The following is a 23417-nucleotide window of genomic DNA, read 5'->3' on the forward strand; positions in this document are numbered from 1 at the left end:
GCCGGCGCTCAGGCGCCCGTGCCGCCGCCGCCCGGAACGCCCGCGGCGTGCGTGATGATGTCGTCGATGAGGCCGTACTGCTTGGCCTCGTCCGCGGTGAACCAGCGGTCGCGGTCACCGTCGCGGATGATCGCCTCGACGGTCTGGCCGGAGTGCTGTGCGGTGATCTCGGCCATGCGCTTCTTCGTGCGCAGCAGGTACTCGGCCTGGATCTTGATGTCGGAGGCGGTGCCGCCGATGCCGGCGGAGCCCTGGTGCATCAGGATGTCGGTGTTCGGCAGCGCGAAGCGCTTGCCGGGGGCGCCGGCGGTGAGCAGGAACTGGCCCATGGAGGCCGCCATGCCCATACCGATGGTGACGACGTCGTTCGGGATGAACTGCATGGTGTCGTAGACCGCCATGCCGGCCGTCACGGAGCCGCCGGGGCTGTTGATGTACAGGAAGATGTCCTTCTCCGGCTCGGCGGCCAGGAGGAGCATCTGCGCGGTGATCTTGTTGGCGATCTCGTCGTCGACCTGCTGGCCGAGGAAGATGATGCGCTCGCCGAGCAGCCGGTTGTAGACATGGTCGCCGAGGCCGCCACCGATGGACGGCTCACCCGCGGCGTAAGGCTTCAGATTCGTCACGTATCCACCTGCTCGTCTCCGACGGCCCCAAGCCGTCTCAGCGTCTTGTTCTGAGGGCAGTGCCCTCGTATTCATGGACCCTAACGCGCAGGTCGGACAACGCCATCCCGGTTCCCGAACTGTTCGCTGGGAGCGCAAGGTAGTTGGGGGCGTGTAAGCCGCTCCCGGTACGTCCACGGGCCCGTACGCACAGCAGTGCGTACGGGCCCGTGGAGCAGGGTCCGCCGGGGCGGGGTGCCCTTACTTGTCCTCGGAGACCTCGGCCTCGCCGGTGACGGCCTCGACGGCCTCGGCGGCGGTCTCGACCTCGTCCTCGTCGTCGGAGAGGTCGACGACCTCGCCGTTGGTGTCGACGACCTTGGCGGCCTCGACGACGACCGCGAGGGCCTTGCCGCGGGCGACCTCGCCGACGAGCATCGGCACCTGGCCCTGCTGGGCCACGGCCTGGGCGAACTGGTCGGGGCTCATGCCGGAGGAGGCGGCACGGCGGAACAGGTGCTCGGTGAGCTCCTCGCGGGAGACGTCGAGCTTCTCCTTGTTGACGAGCTCATCGAGGATGAACTGCGTCTTGATGCCCTTCTCGGCCTGCTCCTTGGTCTCGGCCAGGAACTCTTCCTCGGTCTTGCCCTGGATCTCCAGGTACTTCACGAGGTCGAGGCCCATCTGGCCGAGCTGGTGGTGCTCCAGGTTGTGCTTGCGGGTGTTGATCTCGTCCTCGAGAAGCTTCTCGGGCATCGGGACCTCGACCAGCTTGAGGAGCTCGTCGAGGACGCGCTCCTGGGCCTGGGTGGCCTGGTCGAACTGCTTCATGTTCTCGAGGCGCTTGCGGCTGTCGGCCTTGAGCTCGTCGAGGGTGTCGAACTCCGAGGCCAGCTGCGCGAACTCGTCGTCGAGCTCGGGGAGCTCACGGGCGGCGACGGTGGTGACCTTGACGGTGACCTCCGCGTCCTTGCCCTCGGCGGAGCCGCCCTTCAGCTGCGAGGTGAAGGTGGCCTCGCCACCGGCCTCCAGGCCCTTGACGGCCTCGTCGATGCCGTCGAGCAGCTCGCCGGAGCCGATGGTGTACGAGACGTCGCTCGCGACACCGTCGGGCAGGACCTCGCCGTCGACCTTGGCCTCGAGGTCGATGGTGACGACGTCGCCGTCCTGGGCGGCGCGCTCGACGGGGGAGGTCGAGGCGAAGCGCTCACGGAGCTGCTCCACGGACTTCTCGACGTCCTCGTCGGTGACCTCGACCGCGTCGACGGTGACCTCGATGCCGGAGTAGTCCGGGATCTCGATCGCCGGGCGGATGTCGACCTCGGCGGTGAAGGCCAGCAGCTCGCCGTCCTTCAGCTCGGTGATGTCGACCTCGGGCTGGCCGAGCGGGTTGACGTCGGCCTCGTTGACGGCCTCGGTGTAGAACTTCGGGAGCGCGTCGTTGACGGCCTCTTCCAGCACGGCGCCGCGGCCGAACCGCTGGTCGATCACGCGAGCCGGGATCTTGCCCTTACGGAAGCCCTTGACCGTGACCTGCTGGTTGATCTTCTTGTACGCCGCGTCGAGGCTGTCCTTGAGCTCCTCGAAGGGCACCTCGACAGTGAGCCGAACCCGGGTCGGGTTCAGGGTCTCCACGGCGCTCTTCACGGTTCGGTCTCCTTGTGGCTGATTCCTGGAATCCACCGGGGCCGCGTGTGGCGGTTCCGGCGGGTCGGCCCGGTCAGAAAGACACACGGGCACGCAGCTTGCATAGTAACCGCAAGCGGGATGACGCCCACAACGTGATCAAGAACGCGCGAGGTGAGCGCGTGATCGTCATGGTCGGGGTGGCGGGATTTGAACCCACGGCCTTCCGCTCCCAAAGCGGACGCGCTACCAAGCTGCGCCACACCCCGTCGGTGCGACACGTAGGGTACATGGACGGAGACTGTGCGGCGCCCCCTGTTTCCGGGGTGTGCGCGAAGGGCCCCCGACCGGCTACCATGCTCCTCGTGCCGCGGTCCTCGTGACCTGCGGCGCGACGCTGTGCGGGTGTAGCTCAATGGTAGAGCACTAGTCTTCCAAACTAGCTACGCGGGTTCGATTCCCGTCACCCGCTCCAACAGGCCCACGGCCCGGTCCGCTTCCAGCGGACCGGGCCGTGGTCGTTTCCCGGCCATGTCTGGCGCGAAGCTTCCTGTTCCGCCGTTATTTCCGGGCGCACGCGCCCTGCCTGCGGATACGTTCCCGCCGTTGATCGACAGATCAGGGGAGGGAACACATGGAGAAGAAGAGAAGACCCGCCGTGGTGGCCGCATTGGCGCTGGCCTGTGCGGCCGGGCTGCTCGGCGGCACCGCCCAGGCCGCCGACTATCCGTACACGCCGACCGAGCCCACGGCGTGGCCGGGCGGCTGTGCGACCGGCGGCGAGCTGCCGTGGGTGGGGAACACGGACGTCAGCCTGTCCGTGCGGGCAGCGGGCGAGAGCCCCACCGGGGGCCTCGTGGACGCCCGCTTCCGGGTGTGGAAGGCGGGCGCCGAGGAGACGCCGATCCTCGACGGCCTCGTTCCCTCGTCGCCGGGCTCCGTGGCCACGGTGGTGATTCCCAGGGACAGGATCCCGGCGGAGGGCCCCTACTGGTGGCAGGCGCGCATCGAGAGCGCCGCCGGCGCCTCGGCGTGGACCGCGCCCTGCGGGTTCGGCACGGACCAGACCCGGCCCGCCACGCCCACGGTCGAGTTCCTGGACGCCGGGTCCTACCCGAACGGGGCGCCTTCCGGCACCGTGCGGACCGTGCGCATCAGCCTGCCGGCCGGGACGGAGGCCTCGTACTTCTGCCTCGACCCGCTCGCCGACACGGGCACGTACGACTGCGCGACCGATCTCCGCATCCCGGTCGGCGCGGACGGCACCGCCACCACGACCTTCGTCACCCCGGAGCGCTCCGGCCCGGCGAGCGTCTGGGTGCGGGCCTTCGACCGGGCGGGCAACCTCTCCGACACCGCGAGCGCCGACTACTGGGTCGTCCGCCCGTTCATCGAGCCGTTCGGCGACTACGACAGCGACGGTCGCCCCGATCTGCTCGGCGTCGACGCGGCGGGCCGCCTGACGCTGCTCGCGGGCCGGGAGGGCGGCGGTTTCACGGCGCCGGCCGTGGCCGACGCACGGGACTGGACGAACACCCGGGTGGCGCGGGCCGGGTGGCTGCTCAACCGGTACGGGCCGCAGCAGGCGAACGACGTCCGCAACGACCTCGTGGCGCTGCGGGACGGGAAGCTGTTCGCGTACCCGGGCGACGGCGAGGGCGGTTTCGGGGAGCCCGTGGAGATCACCGGGTTCGACTGGTCCGGTGTCACCCGGTTCGCGGTCAGCCGCCAGGACTACGGTTCTCCGGGCCTGGTCGCCGTGAAGAACGACCGGTTGCTCTACTTCACCCTGTACTCCAGCTGGCAGGGCATCCACGTCACCGAGCCGACGGTCCTCGCCGCGAGCGGCTGGGGAACGAAGGAGCTCCTCGCCTCGGACACCACCCCGAACGCCCTCCTGGGTGCGTTCTGGGCGCGTGACACCCGCAGCGGCGCGCTGGCGTACTTCGGCGTCGACTACGGCACGGACGCTCCGCAGCAGCTGGTCGCACCGGTGACGGTCGCCGCCTCGGGCTTCAGTGCCCAGCAGGTGCCCTCGCTGGTCGCCGTCGGGGACCTGACCGCGGACGAGCGGATCGACCTGGTCACCGGTGACCGGCGGGGCGCGCTCGCGCTGCGGCCGGTGGGCGAGGACGGGGCTCCGGGCGCCGCCCAGGCCGTCCAGGGCGCGGTGCCGGCCGGGACGCGGCTGTTCTGAGCCGGCCGGTCCGGCGCGAAGGGCCCCCGCCGTCCTCGGCGGGGGCCCTTCGCCGCACGCGGGGCACGTCCGTTCAGAACTTGATGGACGCCACCGTCTGCGTTATCGAGTCCAGGAAGCGCTGGATGTCGTCGGCCATGCCGGTGGAGGCGAGGAAGAAGCCGAAGAGGACCGCGACCACGGCCGGGCCGCCCTTGAGGTTCCCCCCTCGGATCAGCACCACCAGGATGATTGCCAACAGCAACACCACAGACAGTGAAATGGCCACAACTGATCACACCCTCGGTCGGTCCCGCCTTGCCCACCAGGGAGCCCCTGTCTCGGAACACCCCCCGCTCTCTCCATCGTGCCACCAACCCCCCTGCCCTCGCTGCCGGGTGACGAATCGTCGTGGAGAAGATCACGTCAGGCGGGGCGCGAGAGGAGCAGCAGGGCCCGGTCGTCGTTGACGTCCTTGGCCACGGCCTCGATCAGGTGCCAGGCCGTGCCCTCGAAGCCGTCGGCGACGCAGCGGTCGGCCTCGCCGGTGAGACGGTCGATGCCCTCGGCGATGTCCCGGTCGGCGGCCTCGACGAGGCCGTCGGTGAAGAGCATGAGGACGTCGCCGGGGCGCAGGGAGCCCTTGACGGGGTGGAACTCGGCCCCGTCGTACACGCCGAGGAGGGGTCCTTCGGCGGCCTTCTCCTCCCAGCGTCCGCTGCCCGCGTGGAGCTGGAGGGCGGGCAGGTGGCCGGCCGAGAAGAGTTCGTAGTCGCCGGACTCCAGGTCGAGGACGAGGTGGATCGAGGTGGCGAAGCCCTCGTCCCAGTTCTGCCGGAGGAGGTAGCCGTTGGCCGCGGGCAGGAATCCGTGCGGCGGGAGCGAGCCGAGGAGTCCGCCGAACGCGCCGGAGAGCAGCAGGGAGCGGGAGGCCGCGTCCATGCCCTTGCCGGAGACGTCGGTGAGGACGACCTCCAGGGTCCGTCCGCCGTGGGTGCGGGCGGCGACGACGAAGTCGCCGGAGAAGGACTGGCCGCCGGCCGGGCGGAGCGCCATCTCGCGGTGCCAGCCCTGGGGGAGCCGGGGCAGGGCGCTCTGGACGCGGATGCGTTCGCGCAGGTCGAAGAGCATGGTGCCGCCGCGCCGCCAGGGCACGCCGACCCGGGCCCGGAACTGGGCGATGAGCAGTCCGAAGAGGCCGCAGGCGGCGACGACCAGGACGGTGCCGGGGGTGACCCTGGCCGGGCCCTGGGTGTAGGGGCCGAGGACGACGGACTCGACGATGAGGGCGCCCGCGGCCGCCGCGTACAGGGCGAGCAGGCTGGCGGGGCGCAGCAGCAGGCCACCGGCGACGATCGGCAGGACGAGCGCGGCGGGCGAGCACCAGACGGGGTCGAGGAGGGTCCCGCACGCGATGGCGGGGATCATCAGGAGGAGTCCGGCGAAGGCGAGCCAGTCGGCGCCGTCGCCGCGGAAGTAGTCGACGGCGGATCTGCGCAGCACGACGCGGGCCCGGCGCACGCGCCTGCGTGTCCGGGCCGCGTACGTGTTCACTCCGGCGCGCTGTCCCATTGGCCTGGACCCTATCCATCCCGCCGGACATCGTGCAGGGGTACCCCCGTGACAATGTGCGTGAAAACGGGTCGCCTCGGGCGGGCGCCGCTGATATCGATGGCATATGACGACTGAACTGCGGGTTCTCGACCCGTCGGAGTGGGACCGCTGGTACGGGGTGCTGGAGCTCGCTTTCGGCGGTGTGGCGGAGGCTCCCGAGGAGCGGCGGCTGTGGCGTGATCTGACGGAGTTCGACCGCTTCCTGGGTGCCTGGGACGGCGACCTGTGCGTGGGTACGGCGGGGGCGTTCACCTTCCGGCTGACGGTGCCGGGCGGGGCCTCGGTCCCGGCGGGCGGGGTGACGATGGTGAGCGTGGCGGGGACGCACCGGCGGCGCGGGGTCCTGACCTCGATGATGCGGCGGCAGCTGGACGACCTGCGGGCGGCGGGCGAGTCGCTGGCCGTGCTGACGGCGTCGGAGCCGGAGATCTACGGGCGGTTCGGCTACGGCCTCGGCTCGTACGCGGTGCGCGCGACGATCGACACGAACCGGGTGCGGCTGGCGGTGCCGGCGGGCGCGGACGGGGTCTCGTTGCGTCTCGCGGACCCGACGGAGTCCTCGGCGGTGTGCGAGGCGGTGTACGCGCGGCTGGTGCCGGCGCGCCCCGGGATGCTCGCGCGGCGGCCGGAGTGGGAGCGGCTGCCGCTGATCGATCCGGCGGGCGACCGGGAGGGCGCCTCGCCGCGGCAGTGCGTGCTGGCGGAGCGGGACGGGGAGGTCGTGGGCTTCGCGCACTACGCGATCAAGCCGGCCTGGTCGTACGCGGGGGCCGACGGATCGGTGAGCGTGCATCAGCTGATGGGTCTCGACCCGCTGGCCGAGGCGGCGCTGTGGCGGTACCTCTGCTCGGTGGACCTGGCCCCGACGGTGCGGATCCACAGCCGGCCGGTCGACGACGGCTGGCAGCACCTGGTGAGCGATGTGCGGCGGTGCGAGCCGTCGCTGCGGGACGTGCTGCACGTGCGGCTCGTGGAGGTGGGCGCGGCGCTGGAGGCGCGGACGTACCAGGCGCCGGTGGACGTGGTGTTCGAGGTCGAGGACGCGTTCTGTCCCTGGAACGAGGGACGGTGGCGGCTGACGGGGGACGCGAAGGGCGCGGTCTGCGTCCGGACGTCGGATCCCGCGGACCTCGCGCTCTCCGTGCGGGAGCTGGGTGCCGCGTACCTGGGCGGGAACTCGTTGGTGTCGCTGGCCTCGGCCGGGCGGGTGCGGGAGCTCCGGGACGGGGCGCTCGTCGAGGCGTCCGTGGCCTTCGGGTCACCGGTCGCCCCGTGGCTGCCGCACAGTTTCTGACGGCGCGGTCAGCGGGTCTGGCAGCCCGGGCACCAGAAGAGGTTGCGGGCGGCGAGGTCGGCGGTGCGGATCTCGTCGCCGCAGATGTGGCACGGCTGGTTCGCGCGCCGGTAGACGTAGACCTCGCCGCCGTGGTCGTCCACGCGGGGCGGGCGGCCCATGGCCTCGGGGGTGTGCTCGGGGCGGACCGTGTCGATGCGGTTGAGGCGGACGCCCTCGCGCATGAGGACCGCCAGGTCCTCCCAGATCAGGGTCCACTCCCCCGCCGTGAGGTCCTTGCCCGCGCGGTACGGGTCGATGCCGTGCCGGAAGAGGACCTCGGCGCGGTAGACGTTGCCGACGCCCGCGATGACCTTCTGGTCCATCAGGAGGGCGGCGACGGTCGTGCGGGACTTCGAGATCCGGCGCCAGGCCCGTGCGGGGTCGTCGTCCTCGCGGAGCGGGTCCGGGCCGAGCCGGTCGTGTATCGCGGCCTTCTCGGCGTCCGTGATCAGGGCGCAGGTGGTGGGGCCGCGCAGGTCGACGTACCCCTCGGGGTTCGTGAGGCGCAGCCGGACGGTGTCCGTGGGCGGCGGGGCGGGGGCGTCGCCGAAGTTCACCTTGCCGAAGAGGCCGAGGTGGATGTGGATCCACTCCCTGTCCTCGAAGGCGAGGAAGAGGTGCTTTCCGTGGGCTTCGGCGCTCTCCAGGACGGTGCCGTCGAGCAGGGCCGCCGAGTCGGCGAACTTGCCCTGGGGGCTGGAGACGCGCACGGGCCGGCCGCCGAACCGTTCGCGGTGGTCGGCGGCCAGCCGGTGGATGGTGTGCCCCTCGGGCATCAGGCGGTCGGCTCCTGCGGGTGGTGCGCCGGGATCGGGGGGAGCTCGCCGGTGGTCTCGTACGCGGTGAGCATGTCGATGCGCCGGGTGTGACGCTCGTCACCGGAGTACGGCGTGTTCAGGAAGATCTCGACGAACTTGGTCGCCTCTTCCCGGGTGTGCATCCGGCCGCCGACGGAGATCACGTTGGCGTCGTTGTGCTCGCGGCCGAGGGCGGCGGTCTGCTCGCTCCAGGCGAGGGCGGCGCGGACCCCCTTCACCTTGTTCGCGGCGATCTGCTCGCCGTTGCCGGAGCCGCCGATGACGATGCCCAGGCTGTCCGCGTCCGCGGCCGTCTTCTCGGCGGCACGCAGGCAGAACGGCGGGTAGTCGTCCAGGGCGTCGTAGATGTGGGGACCGCAGTCGACGGGCTCGTGGCCGTGTGCCGTGAGCCACTCGACGAGGTGGTTCTTTAGTTCAAAGCCGGCGTGGTCGGAACCGATATAGACGCGCATGATGCCGAGTGTGGCACGTCACGGCCCGGGTAGCAGGCAGCGGGGTCGGGACCTTCACCCGGCCTGGTACGGACCTTCGACTCTCGCGAGGTCGCCCGTACAACGATCCGGAATGAGGTCTTCCGATCATCCCCGTCCACAGTGTTCAATGCTCGGGCTCGCGACCCGAGCAGCCCCCACACACAAGGAAGCGTCGATGAACACGCAACCGACCCTGACGAAGGACGGCCAGGAGACCGGTACCACCGGTCCCGCGCAGTCCTCCGACGGCCTCAAGGCCGGGCTCAAGAACCGCCACCTGTCGATGATCGCGATCGGCGGCGTCATCGGCGCCGGCCTCTTCGTCGGCTCCGGCTCCGGCATCGCCGCGGCCGGCCCCGCGATCCTCCTCTCGTACGCACTCGTCGGCGCCATGGTCGTCTTCGTGATGCGGATGCTCGGCGAGATGGCCGCCGCCCGGCCGTCCTCCGGCTCCTTCTCCGCCTACGCGGACCAGGCCCTGGGCCGCTGGGCCGGCTTCAGCATCGGCTGGCTGTACTGGTTCTTCTGGGTCGTCGTCCTCGCCGTCGAGGCGACCGCGGGCGCCAAGATCCTGGAGAGCTGGGTCCCGGCCGTGCCTCAGTGGGGCTGGGCGCTCATCGTCATGGTCGTGCTGACCGCGACCAACCTGGGCTCCGTCGCCTCGTACGGCGAGTTCGAGTTCTGGTTCGCCGGCATCAAGGTCGTCGCCATCGGCGCCTTCGTCGTCATCGGCCTGCTCGCGGTCTTCGGCGTGCTCCCCGGCTCGGACAACCCCGGCGCCGGATTCGCGCACCTCACCGACAGCGGGGGCTTCTTCCCGATGGGCGCGGGAGCGGTCCTCACCGGTGTGCTGATGGTCGTCTTCTCGTTCATGGGCAGCGAGATCGTCACGCTGGCCGCCGGTGAGTCCGAGGACCCGCAGAAGGCGGTCACCAAGGCCACCAACAGCGTGATCTGGCGGATCGGCGTCTTCTACCTGGGCTCGATCTTCGTCGTCCTGACGCTGCTGCCGTGGAACGACAAGTCGATCGTCGACAAGGGCTCGTACGTCGCCGCCCTCGACTCCATCGGGATCGCCCACGCCGGCCAGATCATGAACGTGATCGTCCTGACGGCCGTCCTGTCCTGCCTGAACTCGGGCCTCTACACCGCCTCCCGCATGGCCTTCTCGCTCGGTCAGCGCGGTGACGCGCCGAAGGCCTTCGCCAAGGTCAACAAGCGGGGCGTGCCGACGGCCGCGATCCTCGGCTCGGTCGTCTTCGGCTTCGTCGCGGTGTTCTTCAACTACAAGTGGCCGGACACCGTCTTCGCGTTCCTGCTGAACTCCTCCGGCGCGGTCGCGCTCTTCGTCTGGCTGGTCATCTGCGTGACCCAGCTGCGGATGCGCGGCATCATCCTGCGCGAGTCGCCGGAGAAGCTGGTCGTCCGGATGTGGCTCTTCCCGTACCTGACGTGGGCGACGATCGTCATGATCGTCGGCGTCCTCGGCTACATGGTCTACGACGGCGGCAGCAACCGCGACCAGGTCGTGCTCTCGCTGCTCGTGGCCGCGCTGGTGATCGCGATCTCCCTGGTCAGGCAGCGGGTCGGGAAGTCCGCCGAACGCGTCTGACCGCGGTCGTACGCGAAAGGGCCCCGTCGCTCCTCCCGGAGGAGCGACGGGGCCCTTCGCGCACGGTCCGGGGCTCAGCCCTTGCGGCCGGCGAGCTTCCAGGCGGCCGGCAGGGCGCCCATGGCGAGCGCGGCCTTGAGGGCGTCGCCGATGAGGAACGGGGTGAGGCCGGCGGCGACGGCCTGGCCGAAGGTCATGCCGGTGGCGAGGGCCAGGTAGGGCACGCCGACGGCGTAGATGATCGCGGAGCCGAGGACCATGGCGCCCGCGGTGCGGAGCACGGAGCGGTCGGCGCCGCGGCGGGCGAGGGCGCCGACGACGGTCGAGGCGAGGAGCATGCCGAGGATGTAGCCGAAGGACGGCATGCCGTAGCCCGAGGAGGCCTGCGCGAACCACGGGACGCCCGCCATGCCCGCGACCGCGTACAGGGCGAGGGCGAGGAAGCCGCGGCGGGCGCCGAGCGCCGTGCCGACGAGGAGGGCGGCGAACGTCTGGCCGGAGACCGGGACCGGGGAGCCGGGGACCGGGACCGAGATCTGCGCGGCGAGGCCGGTGAGGGCGGCGCCGCCCACGACCAGGGCGATGTCGCGGGCGCGGCTCGCCGGGATCAGGTCGGCGAGGACGGTGCCCGCCCGGAGGGTGCGGGCGGGGGCGGCGGCGGTGCTCATCGGTACTCCGCGGGGGTGAGGGTGGGAGGGACAGGTTGACGGTATGCCAGGAGTGAACGCCCGATCACCGTCAGCCGCCGACAAAGCGACGGCCGAGCGGCTTATCGAGATCGAACAAACCCCGCCGATCACACCTCGCGCCACGTGACGCTTGTCACTGGGAACTCGTGCGGGGAGGTCCCTTTTGCGCCAAGGGGCGTTCGCTGGAGAGACTGTGGAGTCCCGATAAACCGTCTCCATGAACGTCAGAGAGCACGAGCCCCCACATGCACGACCCCCTCACCCCTGAACCGGAGCCCCTCTCCCACGGTCTGAAGCAGCGTCACCTGACGATGCTGGGGCTCGGCGGGGTGATCGGCGCCGGGCTCTTCGTCGGCTCGGGCGCCGGCATCGCCGTCGCCGGGCCCGGCATCGTGGTCTCGTACCTGATCGCCGGCGCGCTCGCGATGCTGGTCATGCGGATGCTCGGCGAGATGTCGGCGGCGATGCCCGCCTCGGGCGCGTTCTCGGTCCACGCGGAGCGGGCGCTCGGCCGCTGGGCGGGTTTCTCGGTGGGCTGGCTGTACTGGTTCCTGCTCGTCGTGGTCCTCGCCGTGGAGGCGACGGGCGCGGCGCGGATCGCGCACGGCTGGGTGCCGGGGGTGCCGCAGTGGGGCTGGGTGCTGGTGTTCATGGTCGTGTTCACCCTCGCCAACCTGGCGGCGGTGAAGAACTTCGGCGAGTTCGAGTTCTGGTTCGCGGCGCTCAAGGTCGGCGCGATCGTCCTCTTCCTCGTCCTGGGCGTCCTCGCGATCGTGGGGTGGCTGCCCGACACGGACCCGGTGGGCATGGCCAACCTGACCGGGCAGGGCGGTTTCCTGCCCGCCGGCTGGTCGGGCGTGGTCTCCGGGGTCCTCGCCGTCGTCTTCGCCTTCGGCGGTCTGGAGGTCGTCACGATCGCGGCGGCCGAGTCCGACGACCCGGCGCGGAACGTGGCGCGGGCGGTGCGCAGCGCGGTCTGGCGGATCCTGCTCTTCTACGTGGGCTCGATGCTGGTCATCGTGACGCTGCTGCCGTGGACCTCGATGAAGCCGGGCGAGTCGCCGTACGTGGCGGTCCTGGACTCGCTCGGGGTGCCGGGGGCGGGCCAGATCATGAACGTGGTGGTGTTCGTGGCGCTGCTCTCGGCGCTCAACGCGAACCTGTACGGCTCGTCCCGGATGGTGTTCTCGCTCGCGGAGCGCGGGGAGGCGCCGAAGGGGCTGCTCAGGATCACGGGCGGCGGGGTGCCGCGCCGGGCGGTGCTCGCCTCGGTGGCGTTCGGCTTCGTCTCGGTGCTGCTCAATCTGAAGTGGCCGGATTCCGTCTTCCTCTACATGCTGAACGCGGTCGGGGCGGTGCTCCTCTTCGTGTGGGCGCTGATCGCGGTCTCGCAGCTGCGGCTGCGGCGCCGGATCGAGCGGGAGGCGCCCGAGACGCTGACGCTGCGGATGTGGGGCTTCCCGTGGCTGACCTGGGTGGCGCTCGCCGCGATGGGCGCGGTGCTCGTCCTGATGCTGGTCGACGACGGGGCGCGGCCGCAGGTGCTGTGGTCGGCGGGGGCGACGGGGGCGGTGCTGCTCGTGGCGTGGTTGCGGGAGCTGCGTACGCCCTCGGCCGAGCCGCGCGTTTCCTCAACGAAGCGGAACTGAATCTTCACCTTGTGTGAAGGTCGTGCCCGTATAGCGGACTCCGGTTCCCTCTGAGCGGTGCGCCCACCCAGACTGTGGGCTCCCTCCCCGTCTCAGCTAGTGAACAGGGTTCGCCCATGTCTCGGACCACCGCGCCCGCGCCGGCCGACCGCAAGGACGGCGCGACCGCACCTGCCGAGGGCCTCTCGCACGGCCTCAAGCAGCGCCATCTGTCGATGATCGCCCTCGGTGGCGTCATCGGCGCCGGGCTCTTCGTCGGCTCCGGCGCCGGCATCGCCGCCGCCGGGCCCTCGATCGTCATCGCCTACGCGATATCGGGCGTCCTCGTGATGCTCGTGATGCGGATGCTCGGCGAGATGTCGGCCGCGAACCCGGCCTCCGGCTCGTTCTCCGTCCACGCCGAGCGCGCCTTCGGCTCCTGGGCGGGCTTCACCTCCGGCTGGGCCTTCTGGTTCCTGCTCTGCGTGGCCGTCGGCCTGGAGGGCATCGGCGCCGCGAAGATCATGACCGGCTGGTTCCCCGGCAGCCCCGAGTGGGCCTGGGTCGCGCTCTTCATGGTGGTCTTCTGCGTCACCAACCTGGCGGCGGTGAAGAACTTCGGCGAGTTCGAGTTCTGGTTCGCCGCGCTCAAGGTCGGCGCGATCGTCCTCTTCCTCGGCATCGGCGTCCTCGCGATCGTCGGCGTCCTGCCCGGCACGGACGCCCCCGGCACCGCCAACCTCAGCGGCGACGGCGGCTTCTTCCCGCACGGCTCCGAGGGCCTGATCGTGGGTCTGCTGGCCTCCGTCTTCGCGTACGGCGGCCTGGAGACGGTCACCATCGCGGCGGCCGAGTCGGAGCACCCGGTGCAGGGCGTCGCCAAGGCCGTCCGTACGGCGATGTGGCGGATCGCGCTCTTCTACATCGGCTCCATGGCGGTCATCGTCACCCTCGTCCCGTGGGACGACAAGGCGGTCGTCGAGAAGGGCCCGTACGTCGCGGCCCTCGACCACCTGGGCATCCCGGCGGCCGGCCAGATCATGAACGTGGTCGTCCTGGTCGCCCTGCTCTCGGCGATGAACGCCAACATCTACGGTGCCTCCCGGATGGCCGGCTCACTGGTCGCGCGCGACCAGGGCCCGAAGGCACTGGGCCGGCTGTACGGCGGGGTGCCCCGCCCGGCCGTGCTCGTCTCCTCGGTCGTCGGCTTCGGCTGTGTGCTGCTGAGCTACTGGTCGCCGGACAAGGCCTTCATCTGGCTCCTCAACACCATCGGCGCGATCATCCTGGTCGTCTGGTTCTTCATCGCCGCCTCCCAGCTGGTGCTGCGCCGCCGCACCGAGCGCGAGGCGCCCGAGAAGCTGGTCGTGCGGATGTGGGCCTTCCCGGTGCTGACCTGGGTGGCGCTGGCCGGCATGGCGGCGATCTTCGTCCTGATGGCGCGCGAGGAGGGCACCCGCGTGCAGCTGTACTGGACGGGCGGTCTGACCCTGGTGCTCGCCGCCGTCGGCTTCGTACGCCAGAAGGCGGCGGCCGGCCGGGCCTCCTGAGCCCCTCCCCCTCCCCGTACGACAGCCCCCGGACCGACGCTCGGTCCGGGGGCTTCGTCATGACCCGGCGCGGGACCTAGGACGAAGGGCTGATCAACTTCTCCCGCACCTACTGTTAGCCTGCACTTGCATATAGGTTGCAATAAGCCGTCGAAGGGCTCGGGCACATGGCGATCTACACACTTCCGGAGCTGCCGTACGACTACGCGGCGCTGGAGCCGGTGATCAATCCGCAGATCATCGAGCTGCACCACGACAAGCACCACGCCGCGTACGTCAAGGGCGCGAACGACACCCTCGAGCAGCTGGAAGAGGCGCGCGACAAGGACCAGTGGGGTGCGATCAACGGCCTGGAGAAGAACCTCGCGTTCCACCTCTCCGGCCACATCCTCCACTCCATCTACTGGAACAACATGAACAGCCCGAAGGACGGGGGCGGCGGCGAGCCGCTCGCCGCCGACGGCGTCGGTGAGCTCGCGGACGCGATCACCGAGTCCTTCGGCTCCTTCGCGAAGTTCAAGGCCCAGCTGACCAAGGCCTCCGCGACCACCCAGGGCTCCGGCTGGGGCGTCCTCGCGTACGAGCCGATCAGCGGCCGGCTCATCGTCGAGCAGGTCTACGACCACCAGGGCAACGTCGGCCAGGGCTCGGTCCCGGTCCTCGTCTTCGACGCCTGGGAACACGCCTTCTACCTGCAGTACAAGAACCAGAAGGTCGACTTCATCGAGGCCATGTGGCAGGTCGTCGACTGGCAGGACGTGAGCAAGCGCTACCAGGCGGCCAAGGCCTCGGTGCCGCTGATCTCGTTCTGACCCCGCGCTCCTGCTCGTGATCGTCTTCTCAACCTTCACCGGGCAGGCGGATGAAAGAAGAACCCCCGCGATGACTCCCCCAAAGCTGCCTTTGGGGGTGCCCCCAATCGCGGGGGTTCTTCCGTACGGGCGGGGCGGGGACTACTCGAAGCTGGGCGCCGCCGTCCGGGTGCGCTTGATCTCGTAGAAGCCCGGCGTGGACGCCACGAGCAGCGTGCCGTCCCACAGCCGGGCCGCGTCGTCGCCGCGCGGGGTCGGGGTGACGACGGGGCCGAAGAAGGCGACCTCGTCGCCCGTCGGGCCCGGCACCGCGATGACCGGCGTGCCGACGTCCTGGCCGACCTTCTCTATGCCCTCCGTGTGGGAGGCGCGCAGCTCGGTGTCGTACGTGTCCTTGTCGGCGAAGTCCGCCAGGTCCTCGGGCAGGCCGACGTCCTTCAGGGCGCCGGCGATCGCCTCGCGGGTCGGGCCCTCGCCGTTGTTGTGGAAGCGGGTGCCGAGCGCCGTGTAGAGCTTGCCGACGACCTCGTCGCCGTGCAGCTGCTGGGCGGCGATCACCACGCGGACCGGACCCCAGGCCTGGGTCTCCAGCATCTCGCGGTACTCGGCGGGGACCTCGTCGAGCCGGTTCTCGTTGAGCACGGCCAGGCTCATGACCTTCCAGCGCACGTCGACCGGGCGCACCCGCTCCACCTCCAGCATCCAGCGGGAGGTCATCCAGGCCCACGGGCACAGCGGGTCGAAGTAGAAGTCGGCGGTGGTCCTGCTCTCGGACATGTCACTCCTCGGTGAGGCCGCGGGAAGAAGAAGGTGGTGCGCCGAAAGGAGCCAACCCGCGGAGGTGCGACGGCATTCCCGTGTCCCGGGTGACAGCTGCACATGGGAGGATCGGTGCTGTTTCGAACGCGCCACGAAGGAGTGACCGTGCCCGGTGAGAATCTGTCCCGCGACGAGGCCCACGAGCGGGCCGCGCTGCTGTCCGTCGACGGGTACGAGGTCGTCCTCGACCTCCGGTCGGCGGTCGGCGACTCCGACGAGGTGGTGCGCACCTTCCGCTCGGAGACGACGATCCGCTTCCGCCGCACCGGCGGGGGCACGAGCACGTTCGTCGACCTGATCGCCCCGTCGGTGACCGCGGTCACGCTCAACGGCCGTTCCCTCGACCCCGCGGTGGTCTTCGACGGCGCGCGGATCGCGCTCGACGGCCTCGCCGACGAGAACACGCTCGTGGTGGACGCGCAGTGCGCCTACAGCCGGACCGGCGAGGGCATGCACCGCTTCGTCGACCCGGAGGACGGCGAGGTCTACCTCTACACGCAGTACGAGCCGGCCGACGCCCGCCGGGTGTACGCCAACTTCGAGCAGCCCGACCTCAAGGCCCCGTACCGCTTCGCGGTGACCGCGCCCGAGGGCTGGACGGTCTGGTCGAACGGCGCGGGCGAGCGGGACGCCGAGGGCGTGTGGCGGTTCGCCGAGACGGCGCCGATCTCCACGTACATCACGTGCGTCGTGGCCGGTCCGTACCACTACGTGACCGACAGCTACACCCGCGGCGACCTGGAGATCCCGCTCGGCGCGATGTGCCGGAAGTCGCTGGCGAAGCACTTCGACGCGGACGACGTCTTCCTGATCACCAAGCAGGGTTTCGACTTCTTCCACGACAACTTCGACTACCCGTACCCCTTCGGGAAGTACGACCAGGCCTTCGTCCCCGAGTACAACCTCGGCGCGATGGAGAACCCGGGCCTGGTGACCTTCCGCGAGGAGTACATCTACCGGGGCAAGGTCACCCAGGCCGCGTACGAGAGCCGGGCCAACGTCATCCTGCACGAGATGGCGCACATGTGGTTCGGCGACCTGGTCACCATGGTGTGGTGGGACGACCTGTGGCTGAAGGAGTCCTTCGCGGACTTCATGGGCTCCTTCGTGAACGCCGAGGCCACCCGCTTCACCAACAGCTGGGTGACCTTCGCCAACAACCGCAAGGCCTGGGCGTACCGCGCCGACCAGCTGCCGTCCACGCACCCGATCACGGCCGACATCCGTGACCTGGAGGCCGCCAAGCTCAACTTCGACGGCATCACGTACGCCAAGGGCGCCTCGGTCCTCAAGCAGCTCGTCGCGTACGCCGGGCGGGACGCGTTCCTGGAGGGCGCGCGCCGCTACTTCAAGCGCCACGCCTACGGCAACACGCGCCTGGCCGACCTCCTGTCGATCCTGGAGGAGACCTCCGGGCGGGACATGAAGTCCTGGGCGAAGTCCTGGCTCCAGACCTCCGGCGTCAACAGCCTGACCCCGGCCGTCACCTACGACGCCGAGGGCCGGATCACCGAGCTCGCCGTCCTCCAGGAGGGCGACGAGCTGCGTCCGCACCGGGCGGCCGTGGGCCTCTACCGGCTCTCCGGCGGGGAGCTCGTGCGGTACGCGCGCGCCGAGGCCGACCTCACCGGCGCCCGGACGGTCGTCGCCGAGCTGGCCGGCGCGGAGAAGCCCGACCTGGTGCTCGTCAACGACGACGACCTGACCTACTGCAAGATCCGCTTCGACGAGGGCTCGCTCGCGACCCTGCGGGCGCACCTCGGTGACATCACCGACCCGCTGGCCCGCGCCCTGTGCTGGTCGGCGCTGTGGAACCTGACCCGTGACGGGCTCATGCCCGCCCGGGACTTCGTCTCCGTCGCGCTCGCCTTCTCGGGCCGCGAGACCGACATCGGCGTCCTGCAGATGGTGCACGGCTGGACGAAGTCGGCCGTCACCCTCTACGCGGCGCCCGCGTGGCGCGAGGAGGGCGGGCGGCTGCTCGCCGAGGGCGGGCTGCGCGAGCTGCGGCTGGCCGAGCCGGGCAGCGAGCACCAGCTGACCTGGGCGCGGTTCTTCGCGGCGACCGCCGCCTCCGACGCCGACTTCCAGCTCCTGGAGGGGCTGCTCGACGGCACGGCGAAGATCGACGGCCTGGACGTCGACCAGGAACTGCGCTGGGCGCTGCTCTCCCCGCTGGCCTCGCACGGCCGCGCGGACGAGGTCCGGATCGGCGAGGAGCTGGCCCGGGACGACACGGCCACGGGCAAGCGCCACCAGACCCGCCTGCTGGCCTCGCGGCCCTCGGCGGCGGTCAAGGCACAGGCCTGGGCACAGGTCGTGGAGTCGGACACCCTGTCGAACGCGCTGGTCGAGGCGACCATCGCGGGCTTCGTCCAGCCCTCGCAGCGCGAGCTGATCGCGCCGTACGCGGAGAAGTACTTCGCGGCGATCGAGCGGCTGTGGGGCGAGCGGTCGATCCAGATCGGCATCGACGTGGTCCGGGGCCTGTTCCCGGGGCTCCAGGACGACGAGGCGACGCTGGCCTCGGCGGACGCCTGGCTGTCGGAGCACGCGTCGGCCGCGCCGGCGCTGCGCCGCCTCGTCCTGGAGGCGCGGGACGACCTGGCGCGGGCGCTGCGCGCGCAGGCCTGCGACGGCCTGGCGGCCTGAGGTCCCGGCCGGTGGGGGTCGCGGACGCGGCCCCCATCGGCACTCGAACGTGCGTACTTTAGGGCGAGCTTGTCCCCAATTGTCGACGAGCGTGTAACAGGGGTTAGGGGAGCCTTCGGGAGCGGAAGACCCCCGGCATGAACCACAACACCCCCATCACCCCCCGCCCCCTCCCCCTCTCCTCCCGCACCGGTCGTGCGCAACGCCTCGCGTCCGCCGACCAGTTGAGGGCCCAGGGCGTCCCCGCCGCCGAGGTCGCCGCGCACTGCCGGCCCGACGGCTGGCAGCAGCTGCTGCCCGGCGTCTTCCTGCTCCACCCCGGGCCGCCCACCAGCGAGGACCGGCTGAAGGCCGCGCTGCTCTACGCCCGCAGGGCCGGGGCCGTCCCCCCGCAGGGCCCGGACGCGATGATCACCGGGCTCGCCGCGCTGACCCTGCACCGCTTCCCCTCCGCTCCCCCGCTCACCGCCCTGGACCGGATCGACGTGCTGGTGCCGCGCACCCGGCGGCTGCGCTCGACGGGGTGGGTGCGGGTGGTGCGCGCCCCCGAGTCGCCGGAGCCGGTGGAGCTGACGGGCGTCCCCGTCGCCCCGGTCGCCCGCGCCGTCGCCGACGCGGTGTCGGGCCTCACGGACGCGGAGACGGTACGCCGGCTGCTCACCGAGGCGGTGCGCGGCGGCCACTGCGAACCGGGCGTGGTGGTACGGGAGTTGAGCCGGGCCCGGCTGCTCTCCCGGCCGCACGTGGTGGACGCGGTGGACGCGCTGCTCGCCGAGGGGCGCTCGCTGTCCGAGCAGCGGCTCTACGAGATGGTGCGGGAGTTCGCACTGCCGGACCCGCTGTGGAACGTGGACCTGCGGCTGCCGGGAGGCCCGCACCTGGGCGGCGTTGACGCCTACTGGCCGGACCAGGCGGTGGCCGTGGAGCTGGACACCCGGGCGCCCCGGCAGGACGACGACGAGCTGTGGACCGAGTACACCCGCAAGCGGGAGCACCTGGAGCGGCTCGGCATCACGGTCGTCCACCTCACCCCGCGCAAGCTGCGCGAGGCGATGGACCAGCAGGCCACCGTGGTCCGTACGGCGCTGATGGCCGCGCCGGACCGGCAGCCCGCCACGTACGTCGTCGTCCTGCCGAGGTGAGGGCGCGCCAGGAGGGCGGCTGGGGGCTACTTCTTGGGGGCGGCGCCGGTCGTGCCGGTCGTGCCGCTCGTGCCGCAGAACTCGGCCTCGACGACCTTCTGGGTGTCGCCCGCCCAGTCGGCGTTGAAGTTGCCGGCGAGGGAGTGCTCGCCGTCGCGGGTCACATGGGCGAGGGACGAGGAGCCGTGGATGCCGCCGCCGTGGCCCCAGACCTCCACGCCGCAGCTCAGCTTCTCCTTCATGAGCCCGAGGCCGTACCCCATGTCCGGCAGCTCGGGGGACATCCGGACGGTGGTGGTCATCTCCTTCAGACCGCCCTTCGTGAGCAGCCGGCCCTGGAGGAGGGCGCGGTAGAAGGTCTGCAGGTCGCGGGAGTCGGAGATGATCTCGCCCGCCGCGCCCGCGATGCTCGGGTTGAGCGTGGAGACGTCGTGGACGGGGGCGTTCACGTCCTGGGAGAGCTTGGAGTACGCCGGGCTGCTGGGCCGCGGCATGGCGGCCCGGGTCCCGGGGACGGTGGTGGCGCGGAGCTTGAGCGGCTTGATGATCCGGTTCTCGACGGCCTTGCCGTAGGAACGGCCGGTGACCTTCTCGATCACCATGCCGGCGAGGACGAAGTTGGTGTTGGAGTAGTTCCAGTCGGTGCCGGGCGCGAAGTCGGGCTCGTGGGCCATGGCGACGGCGACGAGCTGCTCCGGGGTCCAGGTGTCGTAGCGGTGCTCCAGGAAGCCGGGGCCGAAGACCTTGGACTGGAAGCCGGGGTCCGAGGTGTAGCTGTAGATGCCGCTGGTGTGGTTGAGGAGCTGGCGGACGGTGACCTGGCGGCCGTCGTGGCCGTTGCCCCGGACGACGCCGGGGAGCCACTTGTCGACCGGGTCGTCGAGGTCGATGCGGCCCTCCGCCTGGAGCTGGAGGAGGACGGTGGCGGTGAAGGTCTTCGTGATGGAGCCGACGCGGTAGCGGTCGTCGCCGCCGCGCGCGCCGGCGGTGCCGGTCCAGCGGTCGTGCCCGTCGCGAGCCTGGGCGACGGCGCCGGGGACTCCGTCGGCGACGGCCGCGTCCAGGGCCTGCTGGGTGGCCGTGTGGTGCGCCTTCGCGGGCGCCGCGCCGGCCGCGAGGGCGGGGGTGGCGAGGGCGGTGGCCGCGAGGCCCGCGACGAGGATGGCGGCGACGACGGTGCGGGCGGTGCGGGCGGCTGACATGCGGGGCTCCCCTGACGTACGGACGTGATCGGTCACGGGAGGGGACCGCGGGGAAAGGGGGCGGGTTGAGGGCGGTCCGGCGGTTGAGCCCTTTTCAGCCGTTCGCCGGATCGGTGAGACGGGAGCGGCCCACCGGGGGCCTCGCGCGCCACAGGTCGAGGCCGATGTCGACGAGTTCGACGCGGGTGAGGGAGGGCACGGAGGCGAGTGGGTGCCAGGCGGCGAGGTCCGTCGAACCGTCCGTCTCGTTGCGCAGGGCACCCCCCGTGACCTGGGCCTCGTAGACGATCCGGAGCCCCTGCCAGTCGCCGGGGCCGCCGAGCCTGCGGAGCCAGGAGCGCCGGATGGAGTCGATGCCGAGGAGCGCGGTCGGCTCGGTCAGGTACCCGGTCTCCTCCTCGACCTCGCGGACGACGGTGTGGACGGGATCCTCCCCGTGGTCCATGCCGCCGCCCGGCAGCGTCCACCGCTTGACGCCGTCCTTCGCGACCCAGCGGGCGAGGAGCATCTCGTCGTCCCGGACGCACACGGCGTAGGCCGCCACCCTCAACTCCTTCTGCATGGACCGAGGTTAGAGCCAGTACGTGGGATACGTCCGCCCCGTGGCACGGGCGGCCCCGAGCCCGGCGGCGACCAGGAGGAGGGAGGCGAGGGCGAGAAGGCCGAGAAACGACCAGAAGGGCGGGGCCTGGAGGGCGACGATCACGGCCGTGGCCGCGGCGGGCGAGTGCGGGGTCCGGGCGAGCATCATCACGCCGAGGGCCAGACCGCCCGCGACGGCGGCGCCCCACGGGCCCGGCCCGGCCGCGGCGAGGACCGCGAAGCCGGTCAGGGCCGAGAGCAGCTGACCCCCGAGGACCGAGCGCGGCTGGGAGAGCGGCAGGTCGGGGGCGCCCGCCACCAGCGCCATGCTCGCGGCGAGCGGCGGGACGAGCAGGGGCTGGTGGAGGAGCGCGCCGAGGGCGACGAGCAGGAGGAGCGCGGCGACGGCGGCCGCGGTGGAGGTGAGCACGGTCCGGGGGCGGGGGCGGGGCGGCGGGCGCAGGCGGGTGGGGGCGGGGGCCGCCTCCCCCGTGGCTTCGGGAACGGGCACGGTGGCCTCGGGGGCCGGGGCGGTGGTCACGGGCGGTCCTCGGGAGTCGGCCTTCGGGGCGCGGGCGGGGTCAGGGCGGGGTCGGGTTGGACGGGGAGTACTCCGGTGGCGACCAGCGCAGGGGGCTGCCGTACGGGGTCTCGACCGTGCGGTCGATCCGGAAGCGGACCACGCGGCCCCCGGGGCCGTACTCGGTGTGCGCGAGGCCGCTGAGCCGGAGGGTGAGACCCGTCTCCCAGTCCAGGAAGAGCAGTCCGGCGCGGCCGTCCGACTCCAGGTTGCCCAGGGTCAGGAACATCGCGTTGCCCGGGTAGTCGTGCCAGCTGAGCTCCCCGGGCGAGTCGACCCGGACGAAGCCGGGGTTGCCGCCGCGGTGGCTGGCGTCGAGACCGTCGAGGGCGGCAGTCGCGATGAAGAAGGTGTCGGCCGCCCGGATCCGGCGCGCCTGGTCGGGGGTGAGCGCCTCGCCGTGGCGCGCGGCACCGGCCTCGGGGCCGGCGGGCTCGGAGCCGTACCACTCCCGTTTCTGGAGGTACTTCGGGCAGTTGGAGAAGACCTGTTCGGCCTCGATCGTGAAGCCGCGCGGGCTGGTCCTGGCGGTTCCGTTGAGCCGCATGCGGCGGCGGGTGCGGGGGTCGAGGGCGAGGGTGCCGACGGGGGCGCCCTCGGGCGTGCCCTCGGGGAGCGCGGCGGCCACCGAGACCGTGTGGGGGCCGGTGGCCCGGACGAAGCCGGGCGCTCCGGTGAGCAGGCGGGCCCAGACGCGGCCCTCGGCATCCGCCACGCCGAGCATCAGCATGGGCTGTGCTTCGAGGAAGGCGGCGGCGACGGGGCGGATGCCGGGGGTGATGGAGCGGCCTACGTGGTCCGCGAGGTCGCGGACGCCGACGCGGGCCTGTACGGCGAGGGAGCCGGGGTTGTACGGGTCCATGGCGGGCCTCACTCGGGTGCGGGTGCGTAGGGGTGCGGGTGTCGCGCCTCGGCGCGGCCGGCGCGTTCCGGGTCGTGCCCACCCGTTCCGCCCTGCGGAGCGGGTGCCCACAACCCGGGCGCGGCTAGAAGAATCCGCAGGTCGGGGCCGTTTCGGACGGGGCTTCCGCGTCTTCCGCGCCCTTCGGGACCGAGATCTCCAGGCGGGTGCCGTCCGGGTCGTGGAAGAAGATGCCGCCGGAGGCCGCGCCCTCGCGGTGGGCGACGACGCCCTCGTACGCGAAGGAGGCGCCGCGCGCGGTGAGCGCGGCCTCGGCGGCGCGGACGTGCTCGATGGACTCGGCCTCGAAGGCGAGGTGGTGGAGGCCGGGCCGGCCGGAGTCGTAGGTGCCCTCGGCCTGCTGCCAGAGGGTGAGGACCAGGCGGCCGTCCTGGCCGAGGAAGGCGTAGCGGCTGTCCTTCTCCTCGCCCTCGCCGAGGACGTCGAAGCCGAGGACGTCGCCGTAGAAGGCGAGCGAGCGTGCCAGGTCGGTGACGTTGAGGCCGACGTGGTGGGTGGCGAGCGTGCCGATCGCGGACATGAGGGTTCCCTCTCTCGATGCGGCCACCCCCCTCGGGCTAACCGCTTAATTCGACTTTA

The 23417-nt window shown here is 71.5% G+C and carries 21 protein-coding genes and 2 tRNA genes; 9 read left to right on the forward strand and 14 right to left on the reverse strand.

Annotated elements, in window-relative coordinates:
- Positions 1-8: 8 nt before the first annotated feature.
- From ACN9MM_RS13600 to ACN9MM_RS13610, 3 genes are all read right to left on the reverse strand, one after another.
- On the reverse strand, positions 9-626 hold the full coding sequence (locus tag ACN9MM_RS13600) for an ATP-dependent Clp protease proteolytic subunit (RefSeq protein WP_382855942.1): 618 nt from the start codon (positions 624-626) through the stop codon (positions 9-11).
- Positions 627-866: 240 nt separating this feature from the next.
- Complete coding sequence (tig, locus tag ACN9MM_RS13605) at positions 867-2252, reverse strand: trigger factor (protein ID WP_426363865.1); 1386 nt, start codon at positions 2250-2252, stop codon at positions 867-869.
- 171 nt (positions 2253-2423) lie between these two features.
- Positions 2424-2500, reverse strand: a tRNA-Pro gene (locus ACN9MM_RS13610).
- 132 nt (positions 2501-2632) lie between these two features.
- Here ACN9MM_RS13610 and ACN9MM_RS13615 point away from each other — a divergent pair.
- Both ACN9MM_RS13615 and ACN9MM_RS13620 read left to right on the forward strand, forming a co-directional pair.
- Positions 2633-2706: transfer RNA gene (locus ACN9MM_RS13615), tRNA-Gly, on the forward strand.
- A 159-nt stretch (positions 2707-2865) separates the two neighbouring features.
- Positions 2866-4428 carry a hypothetical protein gene (locus tag ACN9MM_RS13620; protein ID WP_426363866.1) on the forward strand — a complete coding sequence of 521 codons (1563 nt, stop codon included), beginning with the start codon at positions 2866-2868 and terminating at the stop codon, positions 4426-4428.
- A gap of 73 nt (positions 4429-4501) precedes the next feature.
- Here the strand turns inward: ACN9MM_RS13620 and ACN9MM_RS13625 are convergent, their stop codons facing one another.
- Together ACN9MM_RS13625 and ACN9MM_RS13630 are read right to left on the reverse strand one after the other, a co-directional pair.
- Positions 4502-4696, reverse strand: a complete 195-nt coding sequence (locus tag ACN9MM_RS13625; RefSeq protein ID WP_015033610.1) for a hypothetical protein — start codon at positions 4694-4696, stop codon at positions 4502-4504.
- 137 nt (positions 4697-4833) lie between these two features.
- On the reverse strand, positions 4834-5979 hold the full coding sequence (locus tag ACN9MM_RS13630) for a PP2C family protein-serine/threonine phosphatase (protein WP_382855934.1): 1146 nt from the start codon (positions 5977-5979) through the stop codon (positions 4834-4836).
- A gap of 106 nt (positions 5980-6085) precedes the next feature.
- On the opposite strand from ACN9MM_RS13630, the gene ACN9MM_RS13635 reads away from it, so the two are divergent.
- A complete protein-coding gene (locus tag ACN9MM_RS13635; RefSeq protein WP_426363867.1) occupies positions 6086-7315 on the forward strand; it encodes a GNAT family N-acetyltransferase in 1230 nt (409 codons plus the stop codon).
- An 8-nt stretch (positions 7316-7323) separates the two neighbouring features.
- Here ACN9MM_RS13635 and ACN9MM_RS13640 read toward each other — a convergent pair whose 3' ends face one another.
- The gene (locus ACN9MM_RS13640) at positions 7324-8133 is read right to left on the reverse strand and encodes an Fpg/Nei family DNA glycosylase (protein ID WP_426363868.1); all 810 of its coding nucleotides are present in this window, start codon (positions 8131-8133) and stop codon (positions 7324-7326) included.
- Positions 8133-8627, reverse strand: a complete 495-nt coding sequence (locus tag ACN9MM_RS13645) for a ribose-5-phosphate isomerase (protein ID WP_426363869.1) — start codon at positions 8625-8627, stop codon at positions 8133-8135. The genes ACN9MM_RS13640 and ACN9MM_RS13645 overlap by 1 nt, the downstream gene beginning before the upstream one ends.
- A 196-nt stretch (positions 8628-8823) precedes the next feature.
- Between ACN9MM_RS13645 and ACN9MM_RS13650 the strand changes: the two genes are divergently transcribed.
- A complete protein-coding gene (locus ACN9MM_RS13650) occupies positions 8824-10260 on the forward strand; it encodes an amino acid permease (protein WP_426363870.1) in 1437 nt (478 codons plus the stop codon).
- A gap of 74 nt (positions 10261-10334) precedes the next feature.
- On the opposite strand, the gene ACN9MM_RS13655 is transcribed toward ACN9MM_RS13650, so the two are convergent.
- Positions 10335-10928, reverse strand: coding sequence for a biotin transporter BioY (locus tag ACN9MM_RS13655; RefSeq protein ID WP_426363871.1), 594 nt, complete (start codon positions 10926-10928; stop codon positions 10335-10337).
- Positions 10929-11194: 266 nt separating this feature from the next.
- On the opposite strand from ACN9MM_RS13655, the gene ACN9MM_RS13660 reads away from it, so the two are divergent.
- From ACN9MM_RS13660 to ACN9MM_RS13670, 3 genes are all read left to right on the forward strand, one after another.
- Positions 11195-12598 carry an amino acid permease gene (locus tag ACN9MM_RS13660; RefSeq protein WP_426363872.1) on the forward strand — a complete coding sequence of 468 codons (1404 nt, stop codon included), beginning with the start codon at positions 11195-11197 and terminating at the stop codon, positions 12596-12598.
- A gap of 116 nt (positions 12599-12714) precedes the next feature.
- On the forward strand, positions 12715-14127 hold the full coding sequence (locus ACN9MM_RS13665; protein ID WP_426363873.1) for an amino acid permease: 1413 nt from the start codon (positions 12715-12717) through the stop codon (positions 14125-14127).
- A 167-nt stretch (positions 14128-14294) separates the two neighbouring features.
- On the forward strand, positions 14295-14939 hold the full coding sequence (locus ACN9MM_RS13670) for a superoxide dismutase (protein WP_426363874.1): 645 nt from the start codon (positions 14295-14297) through the stop codon (positions 14937-14939).
- A 141-nt stretch (positions 14940-15080) separates the two neighbouring features.
- On the opposite strand, the gene ACN9MM_RS13675 is transcribed toward ACN9MM_RS13670, so the two are convergent.
- The gene (locus ACN9MM_RS13675) at positions 15081-15716 is read right to left on the reverse strand and encodes a DsbA family protein (RefSeq protein WP_426363875.1); all 636 of its coding nucleotides are present in this window, start codon (positions 15714-15716) and stop codon (positions 15081-15083) included.
- 147 nt (positions 15717-15863) lie between these two features.
- Between ACN9MM_RS13675 and pepN the strand changes: the two genes are divergently transcribed.
- Both pepN and ACN9MM_RS13685 read left to right on the forward strand, forming a co-directional pair.
- Positions 15864-18410, forward strand: a complete 2547-nt coding sequence (pepN, locus tag ACN9MM_RS13680) for an aminopeptidase N (protein ID WP_426363876.1) — start codon at positions 15864-15866, stop codon at positions 18408-18410.
- Positions 18411-18547: 137 nt separating this feature from the next.
- Positions 18548-19552 (forward strand): hypothetical protein, encoded by a 1005-nt coding sequence (locus ACN9MM_RS13685; protein WP_426363877.1) that lies wholly within the window; start codon positions 18548-18550, stop codon positions 19550-19552.
- A gap of 26 nt (positions 19553-19578) precedes the next feature.
- On the opposite strand, the gene ACN9MM_RS13690 is transcribed toward ACN9MM_RS13685, so the two are convergent.
- From ACN9MM_RS13690 to ACN9MM_RS13710, 5 genes are all read right to left on the reverse strand, one after another.
- Positions 19579-20754: a serine hydrolase domain-containing protein gene (locus tag ACN9MM_RS13690; RefSeq protein WP_426363878.1), complete on the reverse strand. Its 1176-nt coding sequence runs from the start codon at positions 20752-20754 to the stop codon at positions 19579-19581.
- Between the two features lie 94 nt (positions 20755-20848).
- A complete protein-coding gene (locus tag ACN9MM_RS13695; RefSeq protein ID WP_426363879.1) occupies positions 20849-21316 on the reverse strand; it encodes an NUDIX hydrolase in 468 nt (155 codons plus the stop codon).
- Positions 21317-21325: 9 nt separating this feature from the next.
- Complete coding sequence (locus ACN9MM_RS13700) at positions 21326-21877, reverse strand: HPP family protein (protein ID WP_426363880.1); 552 nt, start codon at positions 21875-21877, stop codon at positions 21326-21328.
- Between the two features lie 40 nt (positions 21878-21917).
- Positions 21918-22778, reverse strand: a complete 861-nt coding sequence (locus ACN9MM_RS13705) for a pyridoxamine 5'-phosphate oxidase family protein (RefSeq protein WP_426363881.1) — start codon at positions 22776-22778, stop codon at positions 21918-21920.
- A 124-nt stretch (positions 22779-22902) separates the two neighbouring features.
- Entirely contained in the window at positions 22903-23358 is a 456-nt protein-coding gene (locus tag ACN9MM_RS13710; RefSeq protein ID WP_382855890.1) for a VOC family protein, read from the reverse strand.
- Between the last annotated feature and the right edge of the window lie 59 nt (positions 23359-23417).

The organism is Streptomyces sp. E-08 (genome assembly GCF_049913095.1).
Lineage (GTDB): Bacteria > Actinomycetota > Actinomycetes > Streptomycetales > Streptomycetaceae > Streptomyces.